The organism is Arthrobacter phoenicis (assembly GCF_047238215.1).
Classification (GTDB): Bacteria; Actinomycetota; Actinomycetes; order Actinomycetales; family Micrococcaceae; genus Arthrobacter.
The window spans coordinates 2,099,675-2,120,286 of sequence record NZ_JBDFMK010000001.1 but is presented as its reverse complement, the minus strand read 5'-3'; the positions used below and the strand labels follow the sequence as shown (position 1 = coordinate 2,120,286).

Sequence of the window (20,612 nt, the reverse complement as noted above, 5' to 3'; positions counted from 1 at the left end):
TCGTTGCCCGGGCCGGTGACGGCCCGGGCAGCTTGCGGGTTACTTGCTGTAGCCGAAGACCTTGTTCCACTTGGCCAGGTCGTCCTTGCCGAAGCTGATCGCGTCGGTGTTGGCCATGCGGTAGACCTTGCCGGAGTCGGCGGCCGGCAGCTTGATGCCCATGATGGTGGGCGGCTCAACGTCGGTGCGGGCCGGGTATTCGCCCAGCTGTGCGAAAACCTTCTGGCCCTGCTTGGACAGGTTGTAGTTCATGAACACCTTGGCCGCCTCAACGTTCGTGGCGGACCCGGCCATGCCCAGGTAGTAGTCGTACGCCACCAGGCCCTCGTCCGGGACGATGAACTTCACCGGAGCCTTGTCCTGCACGGCGGAGATGTTGGTGCCGCTGATGGTCACGGTTCCCACCGCCACCTCACCGCGGGCCAGCGCGGTGGCCTCGGCGCCCAGGGAGTCGTAGATGGTGGGCTTCTGCGCGGCGTACTTGGCGAAGTAGTCAGCGCCCAGCTTCGATTCCATGAAGCGGTTCAGGGAGGCGGTGCTGCCGCCGGAGCCGCCCTGGACGATCCCCAGCTTGCCCTGCCACTTGCCGCTGACGGCGTCGTTCCAGGACTTCGGGGCGTCCGCATCCTTGACCAGCTGGGTGTTGTAGCCCAGCGTGTAGACGGAGTTGAACATGCGGGTGAACTGCCCGCCGTCGACCGAGACGTCCTTGAACTGCGAAGCGCCCGGCACGTCGTAGGCCTTCCAGACCTTGGCGTCCTCCAGGGTCTTGGCGATCCGGTAGTCGGAGGTGCGGATGACGTCGGCGCCCAGCTTGCCGGCACCCTGTTCGGACTGGACGCGCTCGGCCAGCTTGTTCGGGGTCAGGCGGACCACGTTGACCTTAATACCGGTGTCCTTGGTGAAGGCGGCCACCAGGGCGCTCTCGGAAGATTCGGTGTAGCCGGAGTAGAGGCTCAGGGTCTGGGTCTTGGCCTTGTCATAGGTGGCCTTGTCCGCGATGTTCTCGCCGTTGATCACCAGCCCGTCGTCGGTCTTGACCTCTGCCGTGGCGGTGACCACGCTGTTGCTCGCGGCGGCGCCGCCGCAGGCAGCCATGCTCAGGGAGAGGACGACGCCGAGGCCGAGCAGGGGGATTTTGGACGCTAACTTCATTGTTTAGACCCTTTCAAATGGTGTGGTGTGGGAAGCGTTACTTGGTCTCGAGCTTGCGGTCGGCGCCCACCTTCTGGGCGATCACCGCCAGCACCGCGATCACGACGATGTACAGGACGCTGACGGCCGCGGCCGACTGGCTCTGGCCGTTGTCGAAGTTGTCGAAGACCAGGATCGAGAGGATCCGGGTGTTCGAGGTGAACAGGAAGATCGAGGCGCTCAGTTCACGCATCGAGAGCATCAGGAACAGCAGGAATGAGGACGTGATGCCCACCCGCATCAGCGGCAGGGTCACGTTCACGATCGCCTTGGAGCGGCGGGCGCCGAGCATGACGGCGCTGTCCTCCAGGTCCTGGTCCATCTGCAGCATCGACGCCGAGATGCCCCGGTAGCCCTGCGGCAGGAACACGGCCACGCAGGCGATCGCCAGGATCAGCAGGGTGCCGTAGACCGGGACCGGCAGCAGCAGCCAGGTCCACAGCAGGCCGATGCCCATGACGATCGCGGGGACCGCCAGCGGGGTCATGGCGATCAGTTCGATCAGCTGGCCGCCGCGGGTCTTGGTCCGGTAGCGGACGTAGGAGGCAATGAAGCTGAGCGTGGTGCCGGCGATCGCGGCCAGCAGCGCCACCATCACGCTGTTGCGCAGCGCCAGCTGGAAGTCGTGCGAGGCCAGCACGTCGGCCAGCTTGGCGAAGCTCATGGCCCCGGTCTCGAAGAGCTGGGAGATGGAGGCGACGAACGGGGTGGCCTGCATGGAGGCGGCCAGCAGCGCGAGCATCGGCAGGACGACGGCGACGGCGAAGTACGCCAGGGCCAGGATGGTGAACGGCCAGCGCAGCTTCCGCAGCGGCACCTGGCGGGGACGGTTGCCCTTGCCGGTGACGGTGGTGAACTTGCGCTTGTTGATGATGCGCTGCTGGATCACGGTGATGACCAGCAGGGCCGCGGTCAGGACGATCGCGATGCTGGCGGCCTGGTTGCTCTTGGCCGGCGTCGCGCTCATCAGGCGGTAGATGTAGGTGGGCAACGTGTCGATGCCGGCGGGGTTGCCGATCACCTGGGCCACCGGGAAGTTCTCCATGGTCAGGGCGAAGACCAGGATTGCCGAACCCAGCACGGCCGGCAGGGCCAGCGGCAGGGTGACGGTGCGGAGCATGGTCTTCAGGGTGGCGCCGTGGACGGTGGCGGCCTCCTCGAGGTCGGCGTTCATCATCGACAGGGAGCTGTGCATCAGCAGGAACGCGTACGGGGCGTAGAAGATGCCGAGGACGAAGATCAGGCCGGGAAGGCTGTAGATGTTGATGACGAAGTCGATGCCGAGGTCGCGGAGCAGGATGTTCAGGTAGCCGGCGCTCGGGGAGGACAGCAGCGACCAGGCCAGCGCACCCACCAGGGCGGGGATGAACATGGGGGCCATGCCGATGAAGAAGATGAACTTGCGCATCGGCGCATCCGTGCGGGCGCAGACGAAGGCCAGGAACGCGCCGATCACCAGGGCGACGACGGCGGATCCGGCACCCACCATGAGCGAGTTGCCGAGCGCACCCAGGGCCTCCGGGCTGGCCAGGAGCATCAGGTTGTCCAGGGTCAGGCCGCCCAGGGAAATGTTGCCGGGCCGGGGCACGGCGTCGGAGAACGCTGCGAGCAGCACCAGGGCCAGCGGCAGGAGCACCAGGACGGACAGGATCGCGATGATGATCATGGCGGGGGTGCTCTTGCGCAGGTTCCCGAGGGCCTTGGTGCCGCCGCGGGAGGATGCGGGGACGGGGGAAGCCGCGACGGCGGGATCCGCCAGCGGGGTCTTGAGGCTCATACCAGCACCTCCGCCGGGAGGATCTGGACCTGGGCGGGATCGATGCTGACCCAGACGGAGTCGCCCACCTCGTGCTGTTCGCCGCGCTTGATGGTGCCCAGCGCGTCCAGTTCCAGGCCGCCGTCGAGCTCCACGGCGTAGCGGACGTCGTTGCCCTGGAAGCCGGCGACGCGGACCTTGCCCTTCCAGGCGTTGGCGGCCGCGGTGGGCTGGGCGGAGAGCTGCAGGTCCTCGGCGCGCATGCAGACCTTCATCTGCTGCGGGGCCGTGGCGGCGCGCTGGGCGGAGTGGATGGTGAGCCCGTGGTCGGTCACCTTGGCGGTGGCGGAGCCGTCCGGGGCGGGCACCGCCTCGCAGTCCATGACGTTGGAGACGCCGAGGAAGTGGGCGATCGAGGCGCTGGCCGGGGTCTCGTACATCTCTCGGGGGCCGCCGATCTGGACGATCTTGCCGCCCTGCAGCAGGGCGATCCGGTCCGCCAGGGCGAAGGCCTCGTGCTGGGCGTGGGTGACGTAGACGCAGGTCAGGCCCAGTCGGAGCTGGATCTCGCGGAGTTCCACGCGGAGCCGGTCACGGAGCCGGGCGTCCAGGTTGGAGAGCGGCTCGTCGAGCATCAGGACGCTGGGGCGCATCACCAGGCTGCGGGCCAGGGCCACGCGCTGCATCTGCCCGCCGCTGAGGAGGCTGGCGCCGCGGTCCGCGAACTTCTCCAGGCCCACCAGGGTCAGGACCTCCATCACCCGGTCCCGGGTTTCGGACTTGGAGAGCTTCTGCAGCTTCAGGGAGTAGGCCACGTTCTGGAAGACGGTCATGTGCGGCCAGACGGCGTAGGACTGGAAGACCATGCCCACGTTGCGCTTGTTCGGCGGCAGGTTGATGCCCTTTTCGGAGTCGAACACCACGACGTCGTCGATGATGATCCGGCCGGAGCTGGGCTCCTCCAGCCCGGCGAGGCAGCGCATGGTGCTGGTCTTGCCGCAGCCGGACTGGCCCAGCAGGACCAGGGCCTCGCCGTCGCCGATCTCGAGGTTGAGGTTTTCGATGGCGACGAAGTCACCGTATTTGAGCTGCAGATTCTGGATGCTGATTTTCATGACACGTCCTTGTGAATGGTGGTTAGCCTGCCGCCCGGTCAGTCGCCGGGGACGAGCACGGTTCCTTCGCTGATGACCCGGGCCGACCGCTGGAAGGCGACCTTGCTGGGAACAGGCGCGTCCAGGGCGGTCCTGGTGGCGCCGTTGAGGAGGTGGATCGCCAGGGTGTCCCCGCCGTCGTTGTCTGTGTTGTCGGCGTTGCCGGAGGTGCCGGAGGTGCCGACGGCGGCGTTGGCGACGATGGAGCCGGCGCGCCCGGAGGCGGCGGCGATGGCGACGGCGCTGGTGAGTCCGATCGCCGGGTGCAGGGCGCCCATCGAGATCATCCGCGCGGAGACGCCGGTCTCCCCCGCCGGCGGCGGGCCCACGATCCCCACCTTCGGGATGGAGGTCAGGTGGCTGGGGATGCCCATGACCTTGGCGGCGGCGGCGCGCAGCTCCGGTGCCAGGGCCACCAGTTCCTCCAGCTCGTCCGCGTCCTCCCGGCCGGTGAAGCCGAAGTCGCGCGGATCGAAGATCGCCGCCGGGGCACCGGCGTCGATCAGCGTGGCGTGGAAGGTGCGGCCCTGGACGGTGACCTCATCGACGGCGTGGCCGGTGGGCATTTCCGTCTCGAAGCTGGTCCAGCTGCTGCTCTCGAAGATGATGTCCACGGGGACGCCCGGATAGTACTGGCCCGGGATCTGCCGCGAGCCGTAGGTGGGGACCTCGCCGCCGGGGGTGGGGACCTCGCAGACCAGGCTCAGCCCGGTGACCGTGTTGACGATCGTGACGCGGGAGACGCCGTCGGCCGGGGGCACCAGCCGGGCGTGCAGCGCGTACAGGCCCAGGCCGGTGGCGCAGTTGCCGCAGTTGCTGTCCCACTCCACGGAGGGCTTGTCGATGGCCACCTGCGCGAAGCGGTAGTTCACCACGCCGTCTGCCGAGCCGAGGTCGTCCACGATGATCGCCTTGCTGGTGGTGGAGGACGCGCCGCCGACGCCGTCGATCTGGCGGAGGTCCGGGGAGCCGAAGGTGCGGATCAGCAGGCGTTCGATGTCCGCGGTGTCCGCTGGCAGGTCGCTCTGGCGGAAGATCCAGCACTTGCTGGTCCCGCCGCGAACCAGGGCGGCCGGGACCTGAATGACTGACGTTCGTGGGGAGTCCGATTCCCCCAGTTGGACCGTGCCGGTGGGGCTGGTCATGGTGTCTCCTCAATGGTGCCTGCGTACCGTCGTTGGTACCGGTCGATCTTTGAAGCGCTTTCGGTACAGTTTTAAGAAACTGTCCTCGCTTTTGGTCGAATGTATACCGTTTGCAAGAAGCGAGCAACAAAAAAGTGTGTTGGCACACACCCGTTACCGAAATGTGACGGGCGTCTCGCCCGGGATGCGAGCAGGTGTTCACGAAAAGGATCAGCTGTATACCGTGTGTTAAAATGGCCTTCGACTGTATGGTGAGTTGCATCAGGCCCGCCTGATGTTCACACCGTTGCTGCCACGAGGAAGAGACCAGCGATGAGCAATCCGGCCCTGATGAGCCCGTACTTGATGATCCGCAACGCGATCATTGCCCAGGAGCTCCCGCCCAAGGCCCAGCTGGTGGAGACCGCCCTGGCCAAGAAGTACAACGTCTCCCGCACCCCCATCCGCGAGGCCCTGCGCCGGCTGGAAACCGAGGGCCTGGTGGAGCGGATCGGCTCCCGCATGCAGGTCCGGGAGTACCGGCCCGAGGAGATGCTGGACCTGTACGAGGTGCGTTCCTTCCTGGAGGAGGCCGCGGCGAAGACGGCCGCGCTGCGCCACACGGACATGGACCTCATGCTGATCGAGCGAGCCCACCAGAGCATGGTGGACCTGAAGTTCGAGGAGGCCACCGCGGCGCAGCTCGCCGCCGTGAACCGCACCTTCCACGAGCGCATCTGGGCCGCGAGCCACAGCGCCGCCCTGCTGGATCTGCTGGACCGCATCCTGGTCCACTTCATCCGCTACCCCGGCACCACGCTGTCCACCCCGGCCCGCTGGAGCCAGGTACTGAAGGAACACGAGGAACTCGTCGCCGCCATCCGGGACCGGGACGCGGAACGCGCCGGCAAGATCGCCAGCGCCCACCTGGAAGTGGCCAAGAACATCCGCATCGAGATGTACATCGACGCCCAGGAGATCCCTGCGCCGTAAGACCCCTGCACGTCACCCGGTGCCCGACGGGCATCCGGGAGCACAGCCATGAGTGACTAACGAAGGAGATCGACCAGTGTCAGGCATTGTCATCGTCGGCGTCGACGGATCAGAAACAGCCATGAAGGCAGCACGCACCGCGGCGGACCTGGCCCAGGCCATGGGCACCACGCTCAACGTGGTCACCGCGTACGCCAGCGACAAGACCGAGGTGGTGGAGATCGCGGGCGAGGACTGGACCGTCTCCGACTCGGAGCAGGCCCACAAGGTGGCCCAGCGCGTGGCGGCCCTGCTCGGCGCCTCCGGCGTGAGCACCACCTACACCGCAGCCCGCGGCAAGCCGCACGAGGTGCTCATCAGCGAGGCCGAGCGCCTCGAGGCGAAGGTGATCGTGGTGGGCAACCGGCGCATGCAGGGCCTGGGCCGCGTCCTGGGCAGTGTGGCCAACACGGTGGCGCACAACGCCCCGTGCGACGTGTACATCGCGAAGACCAACTAGAGCTCAACGAAAACTAGCCCCGCGCCCCTCGCGGGCGCAGCGCATCAAGCAGGGAGCCCGGCCGGGCTGGACTAATTCAGTCCACCGCCGGGCTCCCTGCTGCGTTCCGGGCTTCCAACGCCACTCCCCCGCAACACTGTGGACCACCTCTTGTTGAATTGCATCCTGTTGTATACATTCGTATTCAAACAACGAGATAGGAGTCTGGACAATGGTGGAGAACGTGGACGTTCTGGTGGTGGGCGGCGGCAACGCCGGGTTCACGGCGGCACTGGCCGCGGCGGAAAACGGCCGCTCCGTGCTGTTGCTGGAGAAGTCGGAGAAGGACCGCGCCGGCGGCAACAGCTACTACACGGCCGGCGCCACCCGCATTCCGCACGGCGGGCTGGAAGACCTGGCCGACGTCGTCGAACCCGACGACCGGCATGCCGTCACCGAGGTGCCGCCGTACACGCAGGAGGATTACCTCGCGGATCTGGCGAAGGTCTCCGGCGGCCGGAATGATCCGGAGCTGTCCCGGGTGCTGGTGGAGGAGAGCCACGGGACGCTGCGCTGGCTGCAGCGGCAGGGGCTGAAGTACCGGCTGATGTATGAGCGCCAGGCGTACAGCCGGCCGGACGGGTCCTTTTTGTTCTGGGGCGGCCTGCACATCGGCAACGTCGGCGGCGGCAAGGGCCTGATGGAGGACCACGCGGCGGCGGCCGGACGTGCCGGCGTCGACGTCCGCTACGGCCACGCCGTCGCCGGGCTGATCGTCGAGGACGGTCGCGTGGCCGGGGTGCGCTTCCGCGACGACACCAAAGGAACCCTCGGCGAGGTGCGGGCGGAGTCCGTGATCCTGGCCTCCGGCGGCTTCGAGGCGAACCCGGAGATGCGGCAGCGCTACCTGGGCGAGGGCTGGCAGAACGCGAAGGTCCGCGGCACCCCGGGGAACACCGGCGAGATGATCCGCGCCGCCCTGGACGCGGGCGCGGCGCAGGGCGGCGACTGGTCCACCTGCCACAGCGTCGCCTGGGATGCCGGGTTCGCGGAGAACGAGAGCAACTACCAGTTGACCAATCAGCTCACCCGCGGCGGCTACCCGCTGGGGATCGTGGTGAACCGGGACGGCGCGCGGTTCGTGGACGAGGGCGCGGACTTTCGCAATTACACCTACGCCCGCTACGGCCGGGACATCCTGCAGCAGCCCGGCGCGGTGGCCTACCAGCTCTTCGACGCCACCACCCGGCCCATGCTCCGCGCCGAAGAGTACGAGATGCCCGGCGTCTCGGTGATCGAGGCCGATGACCTGGCCACCCTGGCCGAGCGCGCGGGCATCGACCCGGCGGGGCTGGAACGCACCGTGGCCGAGTTCAACGCTGGCATCGACACCGGCCGGAGTTTCGACCCGAACGTCAAGGACGGCCGCACCGCCGCCGTGGTGCCGCCCAAGAGCAACTGGGCGCTGGCGCTGGAGACGGCCCCCTTCTACGCCTTCCCCGTCACCTGCGGCGTGACGTTCACATTCGGCGGGCTGAAGACGGACACCTACGGCCGGGTGCTGGACCGCGACGGCGCGCCCATCCCGGGCCTGCTGGCCTGCGGCGAGGCACTCGGCGGGCTTTTCAGCGGCAACTACCCGGGCGGCAGCGGACTCGCGGCCGGGGCGGTGTTCGGCCGGCGGGCCGGGTCCGTCGCCTAGGCCCTTTCCGGCTCCCGCCTCCGCGTCCCTTGCTAACTTTCGACGACGGCGTGGAGGGCGGCGGCGGTGCCCGCGGGGTCGGTCAGCATGGCGCAATGGTCCCCGCCCATGGTGACCAGCCGGGTGGCGGCCGGCAGATTGGACAGGGACATCCGCATCCGCCGCTCGGTATTCTGCCGGTCGTCCCTGGGCCAGAGGTAGGTCACGGGGACGCCGTCCAGGGCACCGGCGGCCAAGGTCCACGGTTCGAAGAGGGGCCCGGCGGGCTGCGGAGTGAGGCGGGACCGGATCGCTCGGACCGCGGGGTCGTCCGGGTCCAGCGAGGAGAGCCAGCGGGAGGCCACCACCTCGGCGGGGACCACGTAGCTGCCGTCCCCGCGCTCGGCCGCCTCCCGTTCGTAGGTCTCGCGGATGGCGGGGTCCAGGGTGTCCGCCCAGGACTGGCCGGGCTTGCGGGCCTGGGCGCTGAAGTAAACCAGGCGCCGGACCTTGTCCGGGCGCTGCAGGGCCGCGGCGGCGATCGGGTACCCGGCCATGCTGTGCCCGGCGAGGACCACCGGTTCCGGGGCGGCGTCCAGGCGTTCGACGACGGCGGCCACGTAGTCCGCCACGGTCACCGAGCCGCGCGGGGTGGTGTCACTTCCGTGGCCGGGGAGGTCGAAGGCGGCGGCCTCCGTGCCAAGGCCGGCGAGTTCGGCGATGGCGTCGTCCCAGCACCACGCGCCGAGCATGCTTCCGTGGACCAGCAGGATCTCGGCGTGCATGGTCGCTCCTTCGTTGGGCTCGCTGCGGCCGCCGGGGCTCCGGCGCCGCAATTGAATGCAAATGTATACTGCGAGCTGGGCGATGGGAACCCGGATAATTGCCCGCCGACGTTAGGTCCGGGCCTCGGTGAGGAGCGTGCGTGGTGTTGGAGAAGTCGGTCTACAGCCGTCTGCGGGAGGACATCCTGAGCTCGGCGATCACGCCGGAGGAGACGCTCACCGAGGTTAAGCTGACGGAGCGGTATGGCGCCTCCCGTACCCCCGTCCGCGAGGCGCTGCAGCGGCTGGAGCAGGACGGCCTGCTGGAGCGCCGCGGCAAGGCCCTGGCAGTTCGGACGCGCACGGCCGAGGAGATTGTGGACATCTACGAGTCGCGAATCGTGCTGGAGGAGGCGGCCGCGGCCAAGGCTGCGCGGAAGCGGACCGACCTGGACGTCCGGCTGTTGCGGGCCAAGTACCAAGGCATGCGGGCGCTGAATCCGGCGGACGGGCCGGCCCTGGCCGAGGCCAACCGGGAGTTCCACGGCCTGATCTGGACCGCGGCCCACAGCCCGTCACTGATCCGGCTGCTCACCGGGCTTGATCAGCAAGTCCGCCGCTACACTCTGACCACCCTCACCCACCCGGGCCGCTGGGACGCAGTGCTGGCCGACTACGACGCACTGGTTGCAGCGATCGATGCGGGCGAGGCGACTGTGGCGGGCGACATCGCCGCCCGCCACATGACCGAAGCCCTGGAAATCCGCCTGCAGATGTACGCCGAGGACCCACAGCGGTTGTAGGGGCTTCCGCCACAACCCCCTCGCCGCGTTCGCTAATACTCGCTGTCGTACCGTGCCTGTCGCCGGCAACACGGGCCGAGGAATTCACCATGAGTCGCGCCAGGACGACGGCCTCACCCTGACCGCCGACCACGGGCCTTCACTTGTCCGCTGCGGATCGGGCGTTCAGCGCGTTCAGTATGACTGCAACTTTCACTGGCGCAAGACAGTGTTTGACGGCGCCCCTAGGCGCGGCGTGTGGACAAAATCTGCAGCCACGAGCATCACGTCAGACGACACCAGCGATGCCGTGGTCAGAGAGCGATAGCCGGTATATCTGGGCTCGCAGGTGCTGGGCACCCCACTGGGCGAAGGCTTCGTTGGCGTCCAGCGGGTCGGGCCAATCTGCGGAAAATCGCCACGCATGACATTTGTCCCATTAGTGCGCTAAAGTAAAGCCAGACGCGCACCAGAGGTGCTGAAACATAATTGGGGGCAAGCAGATATGAACGATCTGAAAGTCGAGCGGTGGGCGCAGGCAGCGTTTGGTGGGGTCGCAGAGGATTTGGCGGCCCGCATTCCCGACGCCTTGCGGGCCGCACACGTCGCCGCCCTGTCGGCCCACGTGTCGGCGGAGATGACCACGAATGACACCTATGGCCACACGCTTAAAGTCAAACAACATGAGCTGCTCGTCGAGCACCTCAGAGACATCCCTGGGGTAACGACCCGAAGGCCGCAGGGCATGCGGTTCGAGCTCGCCGTGATTCCGGAAACTAATGTTGCTATTCTCCCGCTGCGGTATACGACGGATCCGAAAGAAAGGCGTGAGGACGCCCGGCTCGCCTCACCGGTATCCGATCTGCGCAAGTCCCTTCTGAGCATTAATTCCTCTGTCGCACCGCGGCAGCTCACCATCGAGCATGCCTTTGAGGACGACGCAATTCTGGCAGGCAACCTCGAAGAACTGGAAGTAGTCGACAAACAGCTCAGGTCGTTCGGTCGCATCGTCGTTGTGGGATATGCAAGTAATCCAGTGGCTGGGGTGTGGGGAATCGGCTGGGGGGACCTTGAGCTGGAAGACGAAAGCAGTGGCAAGGTTCACTGGACCCACTGGGAGTCCCTTGACGGCAGCCAGCCCTTTGCCTCCACGCGGGATATTCCGCGGCCAGCCGTACCGGCCACGCGTACCGTGGACGATACGGACCGGTTCGATAGCGGCGTGAACGAGGATGACTTCGACCTGACTCCACGGTCGCCAGGATATGGGGCCCCTGTCAGCGAACCAGGGCGGGAACTACCGTCAACGGGAAATGACGGAGAAAAGTAGATGTCGCGTCTAAGAGTCTTAGGTCAAGGCGCGCTGGACGGCACTCAATCGGCCGTCGACATTGCTGCGGCTTTCGATCCAGGCCGCTTGGTTCAAGCACGGCGACTGGCTGGCCTGACCAAGAGCGCTGTTGCCAGGCAACTCGGTGTCTCCGCAGTAGCCCTCGGCCACTGGGAAGCCGGGACCAACCTACCCCGTCCAGACCACGTACAAAAGCTGTGCGAAGTCTTGGATGTCCCGATTCCCTTTTTTGCTGCCGGGCGCCCATATGCACACCTGAGCGAGTCCGACGCGCATTTCCGCAGCCTCCGTCGGACCCCCGCGCATCAGCGAGCTAAAGCCATCGCATTTACGGAGCAGGTTTGGGAATTGACGTATGCGCTGGAGAAGCGCGTGCAACTGCCACCCGTGCGTCTGCCCGGGTTTAGCGCAGGCGAGGTTACCCCGCGGATTCAGGCCTCGGATCCAGCACGCGCCGCACAAATGCTTAGGTCCGAATGGAACCTAGGGCTAGGCAGAATTCCACGCATGGTGAGGGTCATGGAACAGCACGGAGTGGTCGTTTCCCTTTCACCTTTCGCTGGCTCTGCCACTCCCACGGTTGACGCCTTTTCGACGTCGCGGTTGCCCCGACCCGTTGTAGTGTTAACCCCCGACCGCGCCCAGGACGTCAACAGGCACAGGTTCACTGCAGCTCACGAGCTGGGACATTTAATCATGCATCCAGACGCGGCTCCCGGGGATCCGCAGCTCGAGAAGGAAGCTGACCAGTTCGCCGCTGAACTACTAACGCCTGCAGAATCGATTACCCCTCTTTTGCCCGACCGGCTAGACCTCCACGCCCTGGATCGACTCAGCAAGGCGTGGGGAGTCTCGATTGAGTCTCTTATATATCGTTGCCACGAGCTAGGGACCGTTTCAGAGGCGGCTTACAGGCGGGCCTTCCAGAGGTTGAATCAGCTGAGAAAAGTGAGTCTGTTCAACCTTGAATCAGTTAACGGATACCCCGGTGAGATACCGGCACTGCTTCCGAAGGCATTCGAAGTCGCAGAGGCGAACGGCCTTTCGATCGGTGTATTGGCACGAGAGCTCGCCTGCAAGCCTGCGCGAGTGCGCATGTTGCTGGGTCAAAGCGACAGCCGACCACAACTACGCTTGGTGTAGCGGGTTTTTCAGCCGGCTTCAACGACCACTAACTTGAGTCAGCCTGAAATTCCTTCTCCTGCACTGGTTTGGATCACGCATTGGGCTTTCGCCGGTGATCTTAGAGCCGGGCCGAGGGAAAGACGGTGCTCCGCAAGCGTCGGATCGCTCGCGGCTACCCGCATGGGTAGCCACTAGATGGTCTTCACGGACGACCGACTCCAAGCTGTTGCCCTGGCGAAAGAGATACGCCAGTCCGAGTACCCAGTAGGACTGGCAGTCGGGTCAACAGCAAGCACAATCAATAGGAACTACCCATTCAGGCCGATCCGCTGTAAGCTTGATCTGCGGACCCGCCCCACACACGTGGACAGGCGGGTCTAGCTGTTTAACGGCTAAACAGGTTGCGGTTCCAGCTGGCAATCTTGTGTTGCCAGATGATCCGTGTACCAGTTCCAAGCGAACTGGTTTCCGGCGTGACGGTTTAGGTGGCAGAAGACTGTGTAGGCCACGAGGTCAGCCATCTGCACCCACTGTGAGCTCCGCGAATCGTGGAACATCGGGTCCTCGATTACATGGCGTGTGTCCAGGCTCAGAGCCCGGTGAGCGTTGTAGTACGTCGGATCTGAGCCGTTTCCATCCATGCTTAGGAATGCGTACGTGCCCTCGGCTCGGTGGCGTTCGTTGAGCCGCCCCAATAGCTTCCGGTACACATCTCCGCGCTCTTGGTGGTACGCCCGCCCCTTAGCAGTGGTGCGGCGATATACGGACCCGATCTGGAGCTCTTCGCAGTTCCCCAGTACTGCGAGGCAGTCCAGTGCGACGGCGCGCCCCAGGGTCTTCCACTCTGTCCTGTCCGCCGGGTCGCTTCGAGTGGAGATACGGTCTCGACCGTTGATGAATTTCGTGGCGTGCAGTTCTTCCGAAGGCGGGACAGAATGGTCGCGATACAGCGCCTTGCGCAACTCCAAAATTTCCCGGAGGGCGTAGCGCCAGCGTTCAGGCTTACATTCGATCCAGCCATAGACGATGAGATCGCTGTCGACGGACCCCGAGTCGTCGACATAGATCAAGCGGGATATGGTCATTTCGCCGAGCTCTCCTTTTGGGCTGACTGCACAGATTTCTTAGCAAGGCGGTTCTTGCGTTCGCCGGCAGCATGTTGCTGGATTGATTTGCGCGCCTGATAACCGAAGTCGCCTTTGAGCGAGTACCAGGAGCGGACGGTCCAGCCTGTGGGTGACAGCGGAGCCCTGATCTTCTCGATGCGCCGGCTAAGAAGCCCGGCCGCTTCGAGCTCTTTGATCCCCTTTTGTGCGGTCTGTGGCTTCAGCCCGTACCACTTCTCAGCGTTTTCGTAGGTCAACCAGACCTCTGCCTTAACGTTTGTTTCCTTAGCCACCACGAGCAACATCGCCAAGGCTGACAGGCTGAGGCGAGCGAAGAGCTCGTCCCTCCAGAAGGCGTCTGGAATGGTGAAGTACGCGTTCAAGCGGTCAGTTCTGCCTGCTGGCGGTTCGTATGGCGCCTCACCGTCCTCCCGCCGCGGCACGACTCGCAAGAGGCGGTCTTCACGGCTCTTGACAATGAGTCCAAGCTTTTCAAGGTCAGCCCACGCCCGCGAAAGCGTGGAAGCAGTCCATGTAAGACCCCGGGAGGAAGTGAGAGCACGAATCCACACCTCGCCCTGAAGCGGGTCACGGCGTTCTGCAAGCCAAGGCCAGCAGGTGAGCAGCAACACATACAGGACCAGGGCGCGATGCTTTCGTTGTCCGACCATGAGAGCCAGAGTGGAACCGCGCGGACGGTCTGCGTCGGGTAGCTGAACTAGCACATGCCTGAGCTGGGTGTATCCCCTGGCCGACAGACGCAGCATCTCCGCCCGGGTTTCATCGGGCGAAGGGCCGCCCTCGTGATCTTCTCGCATAGGTAGATCATGCCACAATCGACAGGTCCTGTTCCCAAGAGCAGGCAGGTACCGATTGCTGATTCAGACTAGATAATGCGATGCGCCTTCGATACGCCAATGCGATTCACTATGCGATACTCGATGCGATACACCAAAATAGCGCCGATTTCAGGGAGACCCAGAGGACGGGCCCGGTTTCCGTGTACCGATTACGATCTCAAAGATTTGCCGTACCTTGACCACCTTGCTACTTGCGGATCCCATTTAGAGGCACAGCTAAGCATTGCCTCTAGACCTCCGCCACCGGTGCCGCAAACTGGGCCTCGTACAGCCGCGCGTACGCACCGCCGGCCTCCAGCAGCGAGGCGTGCGTCCCCTGCTCCACGATCTGGCCGGCTTCCATCACCAGGATGAGGTCGGCGTCGCGGATGGTGGAGAGCCGGTGGGCGATGACGAACGAGGTCCGGTCGGACCGCAGCGCGCTCATGGCCTTCTGCACCAGCACCTCGGTGCGGGTGTCCACCGAGGACGTTGCCTCGTCCAGGATCAGCACGGACGGACGGGCCAGGAACGCCCGGGCGATGGTCAGCAGCTGCTTCTCCCCCGCGGACACATTAGAACCCTCGTCGTCGAGCACCGTGTCGTAGCCCTGCGGCAGGGACCGGACGAACCGGTCCACGTAGGTCGCCTTCGCCGCCTCGAGGATCTCCGCCTCCGAAGCGGAGGGCCGGCCATAGGCGATGTTGTCCCGGATGGTCCCGCCGAACAGCCAGGTGTCCTGCAGCACCATGCCCATCCGCGAGCGCAGCTCGTGCCGGGACATCAGCGCCACGTCCACCCCGTCCAGGGTGATCCGGCCGGCGTCGAGCTCGTAGAAGCGCATCATCAGGTTCACCAGCGTGGTCTTGCCCGCCCCGGTGGGCCCCACGATCGCCACCGTCTGGCCCGGCTCGGCGACCAACGAAAGCGATGAGATCAGCGGCTTGTCCGGGGAGTACGCGAAGGACACGTCCTCGAACACCAGCCGCCCGCGCGTCGACTCGGGCGTGACCGGCGCGTCCGGGTCGGTCAGCTGCTCCTCGGTGTCCAGCAGCTCGAACACCCGCTCGGCCGAGGCAACGCCGGACTGCAGCAGGTTCGCCATCGAGCCCAGCTGGGCCAGCGGCTGGGTGAACTGCCGCGAGTACTGAATGAACGCCTGCACGTCGCCCAGCTGCATCGCCCCGGACGCCACCTGCAGGCCGCCCACCACGGCGATCCCCACGTAGACCAGGTTCCCGATGAACGTCATGGCCGGCATGATCAGCCCCGAGATGAACTGCGCGCCGAAGCTCGCCTGGTACAGCTCTGCGTTCTTCTGCCGGAACGTCTCCTCCACCTCGCGCTGCCGGCCGAACACCTTGACCAGTGCGTGCCCGGTGTACGTCTCCTCGATCTGCCCATTCAGCTCGCCGGTGTTCTTCCACTGCGCCACGAACAGCTTCTGCGAGCGCTTGGCGATCAGCGCCGTCGTCACCAGGGTCAGCGGAATAGTCACCAGCGCGATGATCGCCAGCGTGGGAGAGAGGATCATCATCATCACCAGCACCCCGGCCACGGTCAGTAGCGAGGTCACCGCCTGGCTGATGGACTGCTGCAGGCTCTGGGAGATGTTGTCCACGTCGTTGGTGACGCGGCTGAGCAGCTCGCCGCGCTGCACGGTGTCGAAGTAGCGCAGCGGCAGGCGGTTGATCTTCGCCTCGATCCGCTCGCGCAGCCGGTATACGGTCCGCTGCACCACGCCGTTGAGGATGTAGGCCTGCATCCACATGAACGCGGACGCCAGCACGTACAGCGCCAGCGCCCACAGCAGCACCGAGGACAGCGCGGTGAAGTCGATCCCGGTGCCCGGCGTCAGGTTCATGGCGCCGAGCATGTCCGCCTTCTGGTTCTCCCCCGCGGCGCGCAGCTGGGTGATCAGCTGGTCCTTCGTCACCCCGGCGGGCAGCTGCTTCGAGACGACGCCGGCGAAGATCAAGTTGGTGCCCTCGCCCAGGAGCCGCGGGCCGATTACGGAGAACGTCACACTGACGACGGCGAGGAGCAGCACCAGCGTCAGCCAGAGCCGCTCGGGACGGAGTTCGCCCAGCAGCCGCTTCGCGGAGGGGCCGAAGTTCATCGCCTTCTCCGCGGGGACGTTCATCCCGGCGAACGGTCCGCCGCGGCCGGGGCCGCCAGCCGGGCGGGGAATGCGGAGCGGGGCGTCCTTGTCGGCGCCGGGACCGCGGGAAGCAGTGGGGGCGCCGCCGGGGCGCGGACCGCCCGGGCCGTGCCCGCCCGTGCTGCCGCCGGGACCACCTGGCCCGCCGGCTCCGCCGCCCGCCGTCGGCGTCTGGGATTCGACCTTGCTCATACCGCCTCCTCCGCCGCGAGCTGGGAGTTCACAATCTCGTTGTACGTCTCAGAGGACTCCAGCAGCTCCTCGTGCATGCCCTGGGCGACGATCCTGCCGTCGTCGAGCACCAGGATCTGGTCCGCGTCCGCGATGCTAGAAACCCGCTGCGCGATGATCACCAGGGTGGCGCCGGCGGTGTGTTGCTTGAGCGCCTGCCGCAGCCGGGCATCCGTGGCGGTGTCCAGCGAGGAGAACGAGTCGTCAAAGATGTACAGCTCGGGCCGTTTCACCAGCGCCCGGGCAATCGCGATCCGCTGCCGCTGCCCGCCGGAGACGTTCGTTCCGCCCTGCGAGATCGGCGCGTCCAGGCCCCCCTCCATCTCCCGGACGAAATCCTCGGCCTGGGCGATGGCCAGCGCCTGCCAGAGTTCGTCCTCGGTGGCGTCGGGTTTGCCGTAGAGCAGGTTGCTGCGGACCGTGCCGGAGAACAGGTAGGGCTTCTGCGGGACCAGGCCGATGTGCCCCCAGAGCTGGTCCGGGTGCAGTTCACGGACGTCCACGCCGTCGATCCGGACCGAGCCGGAGGTGGCGTCGAAGAGCCTCGGCATCAGGTTCACCAGGGTAGTCTTGCCCGAGCCGGTGGACCCGATGATCGCCGTCGTCTGCCCGGCGCGGGCGGTGAAGCTGACGTCGGAGAGGACCGGGGCCTCGGCGCCCGGGTAGGCGAAGCCGACGTCGCGCATCTGCAGTTCGCCACGGGCGGCGCCGGCGAGGCTGACCGGCTGCGCGGGCGGCCGGACGCTGGATTCGGTGCCCAGCACCTGCCCGATCCGGTCCGCGGAGACGGCGGCGCGCGGGATCATGATCGCCATGAACGTGGCCATCATGACGGACATCAGGATCTGCATCAGGTAGCTGAGGAACGCGATCATGGTGCCGACCTGCATGGAGCCGTCCTCGATCCGGTACGCACCGAACCAGATCACCGCCACGGAGGAGACGTTGAGGACCAGCATCACGGTGGGGAATGCGAGCGCCATGAGCCGGCCGGCGCGCAGGGCGGTCTCGGTGACGTCCGCGTTGGCGCGGCCGAAGCGTTCGGTCTCGATGTCCTCCCGGACGAAGGCGCGGACCACGCGGATGCCGGTGAGCTGTTCGCGGAGCACCCGGTTCACGGTGTCGATCCGGGTCTGCATCAGCCGGAAGAGCGGCACCATCCGGGTCACGATCAGGCCGACGGCCAGCAGCAGCACCGGGACGCTGACGGCGATCAGCCAGGACAGTTGCACGTCCTGCCGGATGGCCATGATGACGCCGCCGATGCTGAGCATGGGGGCGGTGACCATCAGCGTGGCGGACATCAGCACCAGTTGCTGGACCTGCTGGACGTCGTTGGTGGAGCGGGTGATCAGGCTGGGTGCGCCGAAGCGGGTGACTTCCTGTTCGGAGAATTCGGCCACCCGGGTGAAGATCGCCCCGCGCACGTCCCGGCCCAGCGCCATCGCGGCCTTCGCGCCGAAGTAGACGGCAGCGATGGTGCAGGCGATCTGCAGCAGCGTGATCATCAGCATCTCGCCGCCGGTGCGCATGATGTAATCCGTGTCCCCGCGTGCCACGCCCTGGTCGATGATGTCCGCGTTCAGGGTGGGCAGGTAGAGCGAGGCAATGGAGGCGGCCAGCTGGAAGACGACGACGGCGAGCAGCAGCGCGCGCTGCGGCCGCAGGTATTGGACGAGCAGTTTCCAGAGCATCCGGTCTCCACTTCTGAAAGTGCCACGCGCAGCGTCCCCACGCGCTGCTGGTTCGAACGCCAGTTTACGTCCGGATGCTGGGCGTAAACCGGGTTCCTCTCAGGGCGGACGCACCGCGGAAACTGCCCGTCTCGGAACTGCCGTAACCCCCGTGGGATGAGCCGGGCATCCAAGTACTTGTGCTCCACGCAGGCCGGGAATAGCCTCCCAACCAGCGGTTCACAACCAAGCGGGAGGCAGTCCATGCTGAGGCAGGTCGCGGAGGGCGTTCTGGTGCACCGGAGCGACTTCCTTCAGAGCAACTGCGTGATCGTCCAAGGCCACGACGGGGTTCTGCTGATCGACCCCGGCATCACGCGCACCGAACTGGCCGGCCTCGCGCACGACGTTCGCGAACTGGGCCAGCCCGTCGTGGCGGGCTTCGCCACGCATCCGCATTGGGACCACGTGCTGTGGCATGAAGCCTTTGGCGACGCGCCCCGCTACGGGACGGCCCGCTGCGCGGCGTCGATGCGGGATCTGCTGTCCACACCCGACTGGCAGGACCGCGTGGCCGGCGTCCTGCCGCCTGAGTTCGCCGACCAGATCCCGATGGAGCTGCTCGGGCTCATCACCGGCCTGCCCGACGACGCGTCGCACCTTCCGTGGGACGGCCCCTCCATCCGCGTCATTGAGCATCGGGCCCACACCCAGGGCCACGCGGCGCTGCTCGTCGAGGAGCGCCGCGTCCTGGTGGCAGGCGACATGCTCTCCGACATCCTGATGCCGTTCCTCGACCTCAACGCCGACGATCCGCTCGCCGACTACCTCGCAGCGCTGCAGCTGTTCGACGGCGTGGCTGACCGCGTCGATGCCGTCATCCCCGGCCACGGCTCCGTCGGCGGGGCGGACCAGCTGCAGGCCCGGATCGACCAGGACCTCGCCTACGTGGAGACCCTGCGCGACGGCGGCACGCGCGATGATCCGCGGGTCGGCCCCTCGGCTCCCCTGCCGTGGCTGCGGGACGTGCACAGCTTCCAGCTCCAGCGGCTCGCGCAGAAAGCCCAGGACGCTGCGTCCGAGTAGCGGCGCGATAGGTTCGGCCGGAAGGACGGGCTAGGAGGCGGGGTCGGTCTCGTGCTGCGCGGGCTGACGGTCCCCGGCCGCCGCACTGGGATTGTGGTTTTCGCGGCCGCCGTGGCCGCCGTCGTTCTTCTTCCCGAAGGGCAACACCTTCAGCAGCGGCGTCACGACCGCCATGACCACCAGGCCCCAGGCGAGTCCCAGGACGGCCGAGAACAGGGTGTTCACCAGCCAGGCGAGGAACCCGCCCACCACGGCGACCCCGGCGACGGGGTGCTCAAGGGCGTGGACCAGGTCGTAGGGGCCGTGCCAGCCGAGGTCGTGGGCGCCCTGGAGCATGATGTGCCCGCCCACCCAGAGCATGGCGCCCGTCCCGATGACTGTGATGGTGGTCAGCACCTTCGGCATGCCCCGGACCAGGAGCTCGCCGAAGCGCTTGGCGCCGGCGGACTTCCTGGTGGTCAGGTGCAGGCCGATGTCATCCATCTTGACGATGAGACCGACGGCGCCGTACACGGCCGCGGTGATTGCGATGGCCACTGCGACCAGGATGACGGCGCGGACCCAGAGCGATTCCGCCGCCACCTCGTTCATGGCGATGACCATGATCTCGCAGGAAAGGATGAAGTCGGTGGTGATGGCGCCCTTGACGACCCTGGCTTCGGCCTCCGGTCCCCGGTCCACCGCCGGGGTGTCCTCGTCCGCCTCGTGCTGACCCCGGAGCTTGTGCCAGATCTTCTCGGCGCCCTCGTAGCAGAGGTAGGTGCCGCCGGCCATGAGGATGAACGGGATGATCCACGGGATGAAGGCGCTGATAAGCAGCAGCGCCGGCAGGATGATCAGGAGCTTGTTCCGCACCGACCCCCAGAAGATCTTCCGGATCATCGGCAGTTCGCGGGACGGGTCCGCGCCGGACACGTACTGCGGGGTGACGGCGGCGTCGTCAATCACGACGCCGGCAGCCTTGGCACCTGCCTTGGCCGCACCGGCCGCGACGTCGTCCACCGAGGCGGCGGCGATCCGGGCCAGGGCGGCGATGTCGTCCAGCAGGGCGACCAGTCCGCCGCTCATCGGGCGATGTCAGGCTGTTGAGCGGCGGATGGAAGGTCGCGGGAGC

Annotated in this window: 17 protein-coding genes; 7 read left to right on the top strand and 10 right to left on the bottom strand. The window is 66.4% G+C overall.

Features of this window, described 5'->3' with window-relative positions:
- Nucleotides 1-39: 39 nt before the first annotated feature.
- From ABC337_RS09915 to ABC337_RS09900, 4 genes are read right to left on the bottom strand one after another with little or no spacing between them, the layout of a single operon-like run.
- Entirely contained in the window at nucleotides 40-1,155 is a 1,116-nt protein-coding gene (locus ABC337_RS09915) for an ABC transporter substrate-binding protein (RefSeq protein WP_412884107.1), read from the bottom strand.
- Between the two features lie 37 nt (nucleotides 1,156-1,192).
- Nucleotides 1,193-2,971, bottom strand: a complete 1,779-nt coding sequence (locus ABC337_RS09910; RefSeq protein WP_412884108.1) for an ABC transporter permease — start codon at nucleotides 2,969-2,971, stop codon at nucleotides 1,193-1,195.
- On the bottom strand, nucleotides 2,968-4,065 hold the full coding sequence (locus ABC337_RS09905) for an ABC transporter ATP-binding protein (protein WP_412884109.1): 1,098 nt from the start codon (nucleotides 4,063-4,065) through the stop codon (nucleotides 2,968-2,970). Before ABC337_RS09905 ends, ABC337_RS09910 begins: the two co-directional genes overlap by 4 nt.
- Nucleotides 4,066-4,103: 38 nt before the next feature.
- Nucleotides 4,104-5,249 (bottom strand): PrpF domain-containing protein, encoded by a 1,146-nt coding sequence (locus tag ABC337_RS09900; protein ID WP_412884110.1) that lies wholly within the window; start codon nucleotides 5,247-5,249, stop codon nucleotides 4,104-4,106.
- Between the two features lie 312 nt (nucleotides 5,250-5,561).
- Here ABC337_RS09900 and ABC337_RS09895 point away from each other — a divergent pair, with 312 nt between their 5' ends.
- The 3 genes from ABC337_RS09895 to tcuA all read left to right on the top strand — a co-directional run bounded on the left by ABC337_RS09895 (nucleotide 5,562) and on the right by tcuA (nucleotide 8,401).
- Nucleotides 5,562-6,221 (top strand): GntR family transcriptional regulator, encoded by a 660-nt coding sequence (locus ABC337_RS09895; protein WP_400160181.1) that lies wholly within the window; start codon nucleotides 5,562-5,564, stop codon nucleotides 6,219-6,221.
- A 76-nt stretch (nucleotides 6,222-6,297) separates the two neighbouring features.
- Nucleotides 6,298-6,720 (top strand): universal stress protein, encoded by a 423-nt coding sequence (locus tag ABC337_RS09890; protein ID WP_412884111.1) that lies wholly within the window; start codon nucleotides 6,298-6,300, stop codon nucleotides 6,718-6,720.
- A gap of 211 nt (nucleotides 6,721-6,931) precedes the next feature.
- Nucleotides 6,932-8,401: an FAD-dependent tricarballylate dehydrogenase TcuA gene (gene tcuA / locus ABC337_RS09885; protein ID WP_412884112.1), complete on the top strand. Its 1,470-nt coding sequence runs from the start codon at nucleotides 6,932-6,934 to the stop codon at nucleotides 8,399-8,401.
- Nucleotides 8,402-8,433: 32 nt separating this feature from the next.
- Here the strand turns inward: tcuA and ABC337_RS09880 are convergent, their stop codons facing one another.
- A complete protein-coding gene (locus tag ABC337_RS09880; protein WP_412884113.1) occupies nucleotides 8,434-9,165 on the bottom strand; it encodes an alpha/beta fold hydrolase in 732 nt (243 codons plus the stop codon).
- Nucleotides 9,166-9,305: 140 nt separating this feature from the next.
- Between ABC337_RS09880 and ABC337_RS09875 the strand changes: the two genes are divergently transcribed.
- The 3 genes from ABC337_RS09875 to ABC337_RS09865 all read left to right on the top strand — a co-directional run bounded on the left by ABC337_RS09875 (nucleotide 9,306) and on the right by ABC337_RS09865 (nucleotide 12,420).
- Nucleotides 9,306-9,947, top strand: coding sequence for a GntR family transcriptional regulator (locus ABC337_RS09875; protein ID WP_412884114.1), 642 nt, complete (start codon nucleotides 9,306-9,308; stop codon nucleotides 9,945-9,947).
- A 484-nt stretch (nucleotides 9,948-10,431) separates the two neighbouring features.
- Complete coding sequence (locus tag ABC337_RS09870) at nucleotides 10,432-11,256, top strand: hypothetical protein (protein ID WP_412884115.1); 825 nt, start codon at nucleotides 10,432-10,434, stop codon at nucleotides 11,254-11,256.
- Entirely contained in the window at nucleotides 11,257-12,420 is a 1,164-nt protein-coding gene (locus ABC337_RS09865; RefSeq protein ID WP_412884116.1) for an ImmA/IrrE family metallo-endopeptidase, read from the top strand. It begins immediately after the preceding gene.
- Nucleotides 12,421-12,794: 374 nt separating this feature from the next.
- Here ABC337_RS09865 and ABC337_RS09860 read toward each other — a convergent pair whose 3' ends face one another.
- The 4 genes from ABC337_RS09860 to ABC337_RS09845 all read right to left on the bottom strand — a co-directional run bounded on the left by ABC337_RS09860 (nucleotide 12,795) and on the right by ABC337_RS09845 (nucleotide 18,433).
- The gene (locus ABC337_RS09860; RefSeq protein ID WP_412884117.1) at nucleotides 12,795-13,487 is read right to left on the bottom strand and encodes a DUF3800 domain-containing protein; all 693 of its coding nucleotides are present in this window, start codon (nucleotides 13,485-13,487) and stop codon (nucleotides 12,795-12,797) included.
- A complete protein-coding gene (locus ABC337_RS09855; RefSeq protein ID WP_412884118.1) occupies nucleotides 13,484-14,326 on the bottom strand; it encodes a hypothetical protein in 843 nt (280 codons plus the stop codon). Before ABC337_RS09855 ends, ABC337_RS09860 begins: the two co-directional genes overlap by 4 nt.
- Before the next feature lie 271 nt (nucleotides 14,327-14,597).
- Complete coding sequence (locus ABC337_RS09850; protein WP_412884119.1) at nucleotides 14,598-16,700, bottom strand: ABC transporter ATP-binding protein; 2,103 nt, start codon at nucleotides 16,698-16,700, stop codon at nucleotides 14,598-14,600.
- Entirely contained in the window at nucleotides 16,697-18,433 is a 1,737-nt protein-coding gene (locus tag ABC337_RS09845) for an ABC transporter ATP-binding protein (protein WP_412884120.1), read from the bottom strand. The genes ABC337_RS09850 and ABC337_RS09845 overlap by 4 nt, the downstream gene beginning before the upstream one ends.
- A gap of 243 nt (nucleotides 18,434-18,676) precedes the next feature.
- Between ABC337_RS09845 and ABC337_RS09840 the strand changes: the two genes are divergently transcribed.
- A complete protein-coding gene (locus ABC337_RS09840) occupies nucleotides 18,677-19,498 on the top strand; it encodes an MBL fold metallo-hydrolase (protein WP_412884121.1) in 822 nt (273 codons plus the stop codon).
- 30 nt (nucleotides 19,499-19,528) lie between these two features.
- Here the strand turns inward: ABC337_RS09840 and ABC337_RS09835 are convergent, their stop codons facing one another.
- Nucleotides 19,529-20,566, bottom strand: a complete 1,038-nt coding sequence (locus tag ABC337_RS09835) for a DUF808 domain-containing protein (protein ID WP_412884122.1) — start codon at nucleotides 20,564-20,566, stop codon at nucleotides 19,529-19,531.
- Nucleotides 20,567-20,612 lie beyond the last annotated feature (46 nt).

Excerpts from the sequence above, each read along its gene's own strand:
- ABC337_RS09915 (WP_412884107.1), bottom strand. The coding sequence starts at position 1,155 with ATGAAGTTAGCGTCCAAAATCCCCCTGCTCGGCCTCGGCGTCGTCCTC.
- ABC337_RS09910 (WP_412884108.1), bottom strand. The coding sequence starts at position 2,971 with ATGAGCCTCAAGACCCCGCTGGCGGATCCCGCCGTCGCGGCTTCCCCC.
- ABC337_RS09905 (WP_412884109.1), bottom strand. The coding sequence starts at position 4,065 with ATGAAAATCAGCATCCAGAATCTGCAGCTCAAATACGGTGACTTCGTC.
- ABC337_RS09900 (WP_412884110.1), bottom strand. The coding sequence starts at position 5,249 with ATGACCAGCCCCACCGGCACGGTCCAACTGGGGGAATCGGACTCCCCA.
- ABC337_RS09895 (WP_400160181.1), top strand. The coding sequence starts at position 5,562 with ATGAGCAATCCGGCCCTGATGAGCCCGTACTTGATGATCCGCAACGCG.
- tcuA (WP_412884112.1), top strand. The coding sequence starts at position 6,932 with ATGGTGGAGAACGTGGACGTTCTGGTGGTGGGCGGCGGCAACGCCGGG.
- ABC337_RS09880 (WP_412884113.1), bottom strand. The coding sequence starts at position 9,165 with ATGCACGCCGAGATCCTGCTGGTCCACGGAAGCATGCTCGGCGCGTGG.
- ABC337_RS09870 (WP_412884115.1), top strand. The coding sequence starts at position 10,432 with ATGAACGATCTGAAAGTCGAGCGGTGGGCGCAGGCAGCGTTTGGTGGG.
- ABC337_RS09865 (WP_412884116.1), top strand. The coding sequence starts at position 11,257 with ATGTCGCGTCTAAGAGTCTTAGGTCAAGGCGCGCTGGACGGCACTCAA.
- ABC337_RS09860 (WP_412884117.1), bottom strand. The coding sequence starts at position 13,487 with ATGACCATATCCCGCTTGATCTATGTCGACGACTCGGGGTCCGTCGAC.
- ABC337_RS09855 (WP_412884118.1), bottom strand. The coding sequence starts at position 14,326 with ATGCGAGAAGATCACGAGGGCGGCCCTTCGCCCGATGAAACCCGGGCG.
- ABC337_RS09850 (WP_412884119.1), bottom strand. The coding sequence starts at position 16,700 with ATGAGCAAGGTCGAATCCCAGACGCCGACGGCGGGCGGCGGAGCCGGC.
- ABC337_RS09845 (WP_412884120.1), bottom strand. The coding sequence starts at position 18,433 with ATGCTCTGGAAACTGCTCGTCCAATACCTGCGGCCGCAGCGCGCGCTG.
- ABC337_RS09840 (WP_412884121.1), top strand. The coding sequence starts at position 18,677 with ATGCTGAGGCAGGTCGCGGAGGGCGTTCTGGTGCACCGGAGCGACTTC.
- ABC337_RS09835 (WP_412884122.1), bottom strand. The coding sequence starts at position 20,566 with ATGAGCGGCGGACTGGTCGCCCTGCTGGACGACATCGCCGCCCTGGCC.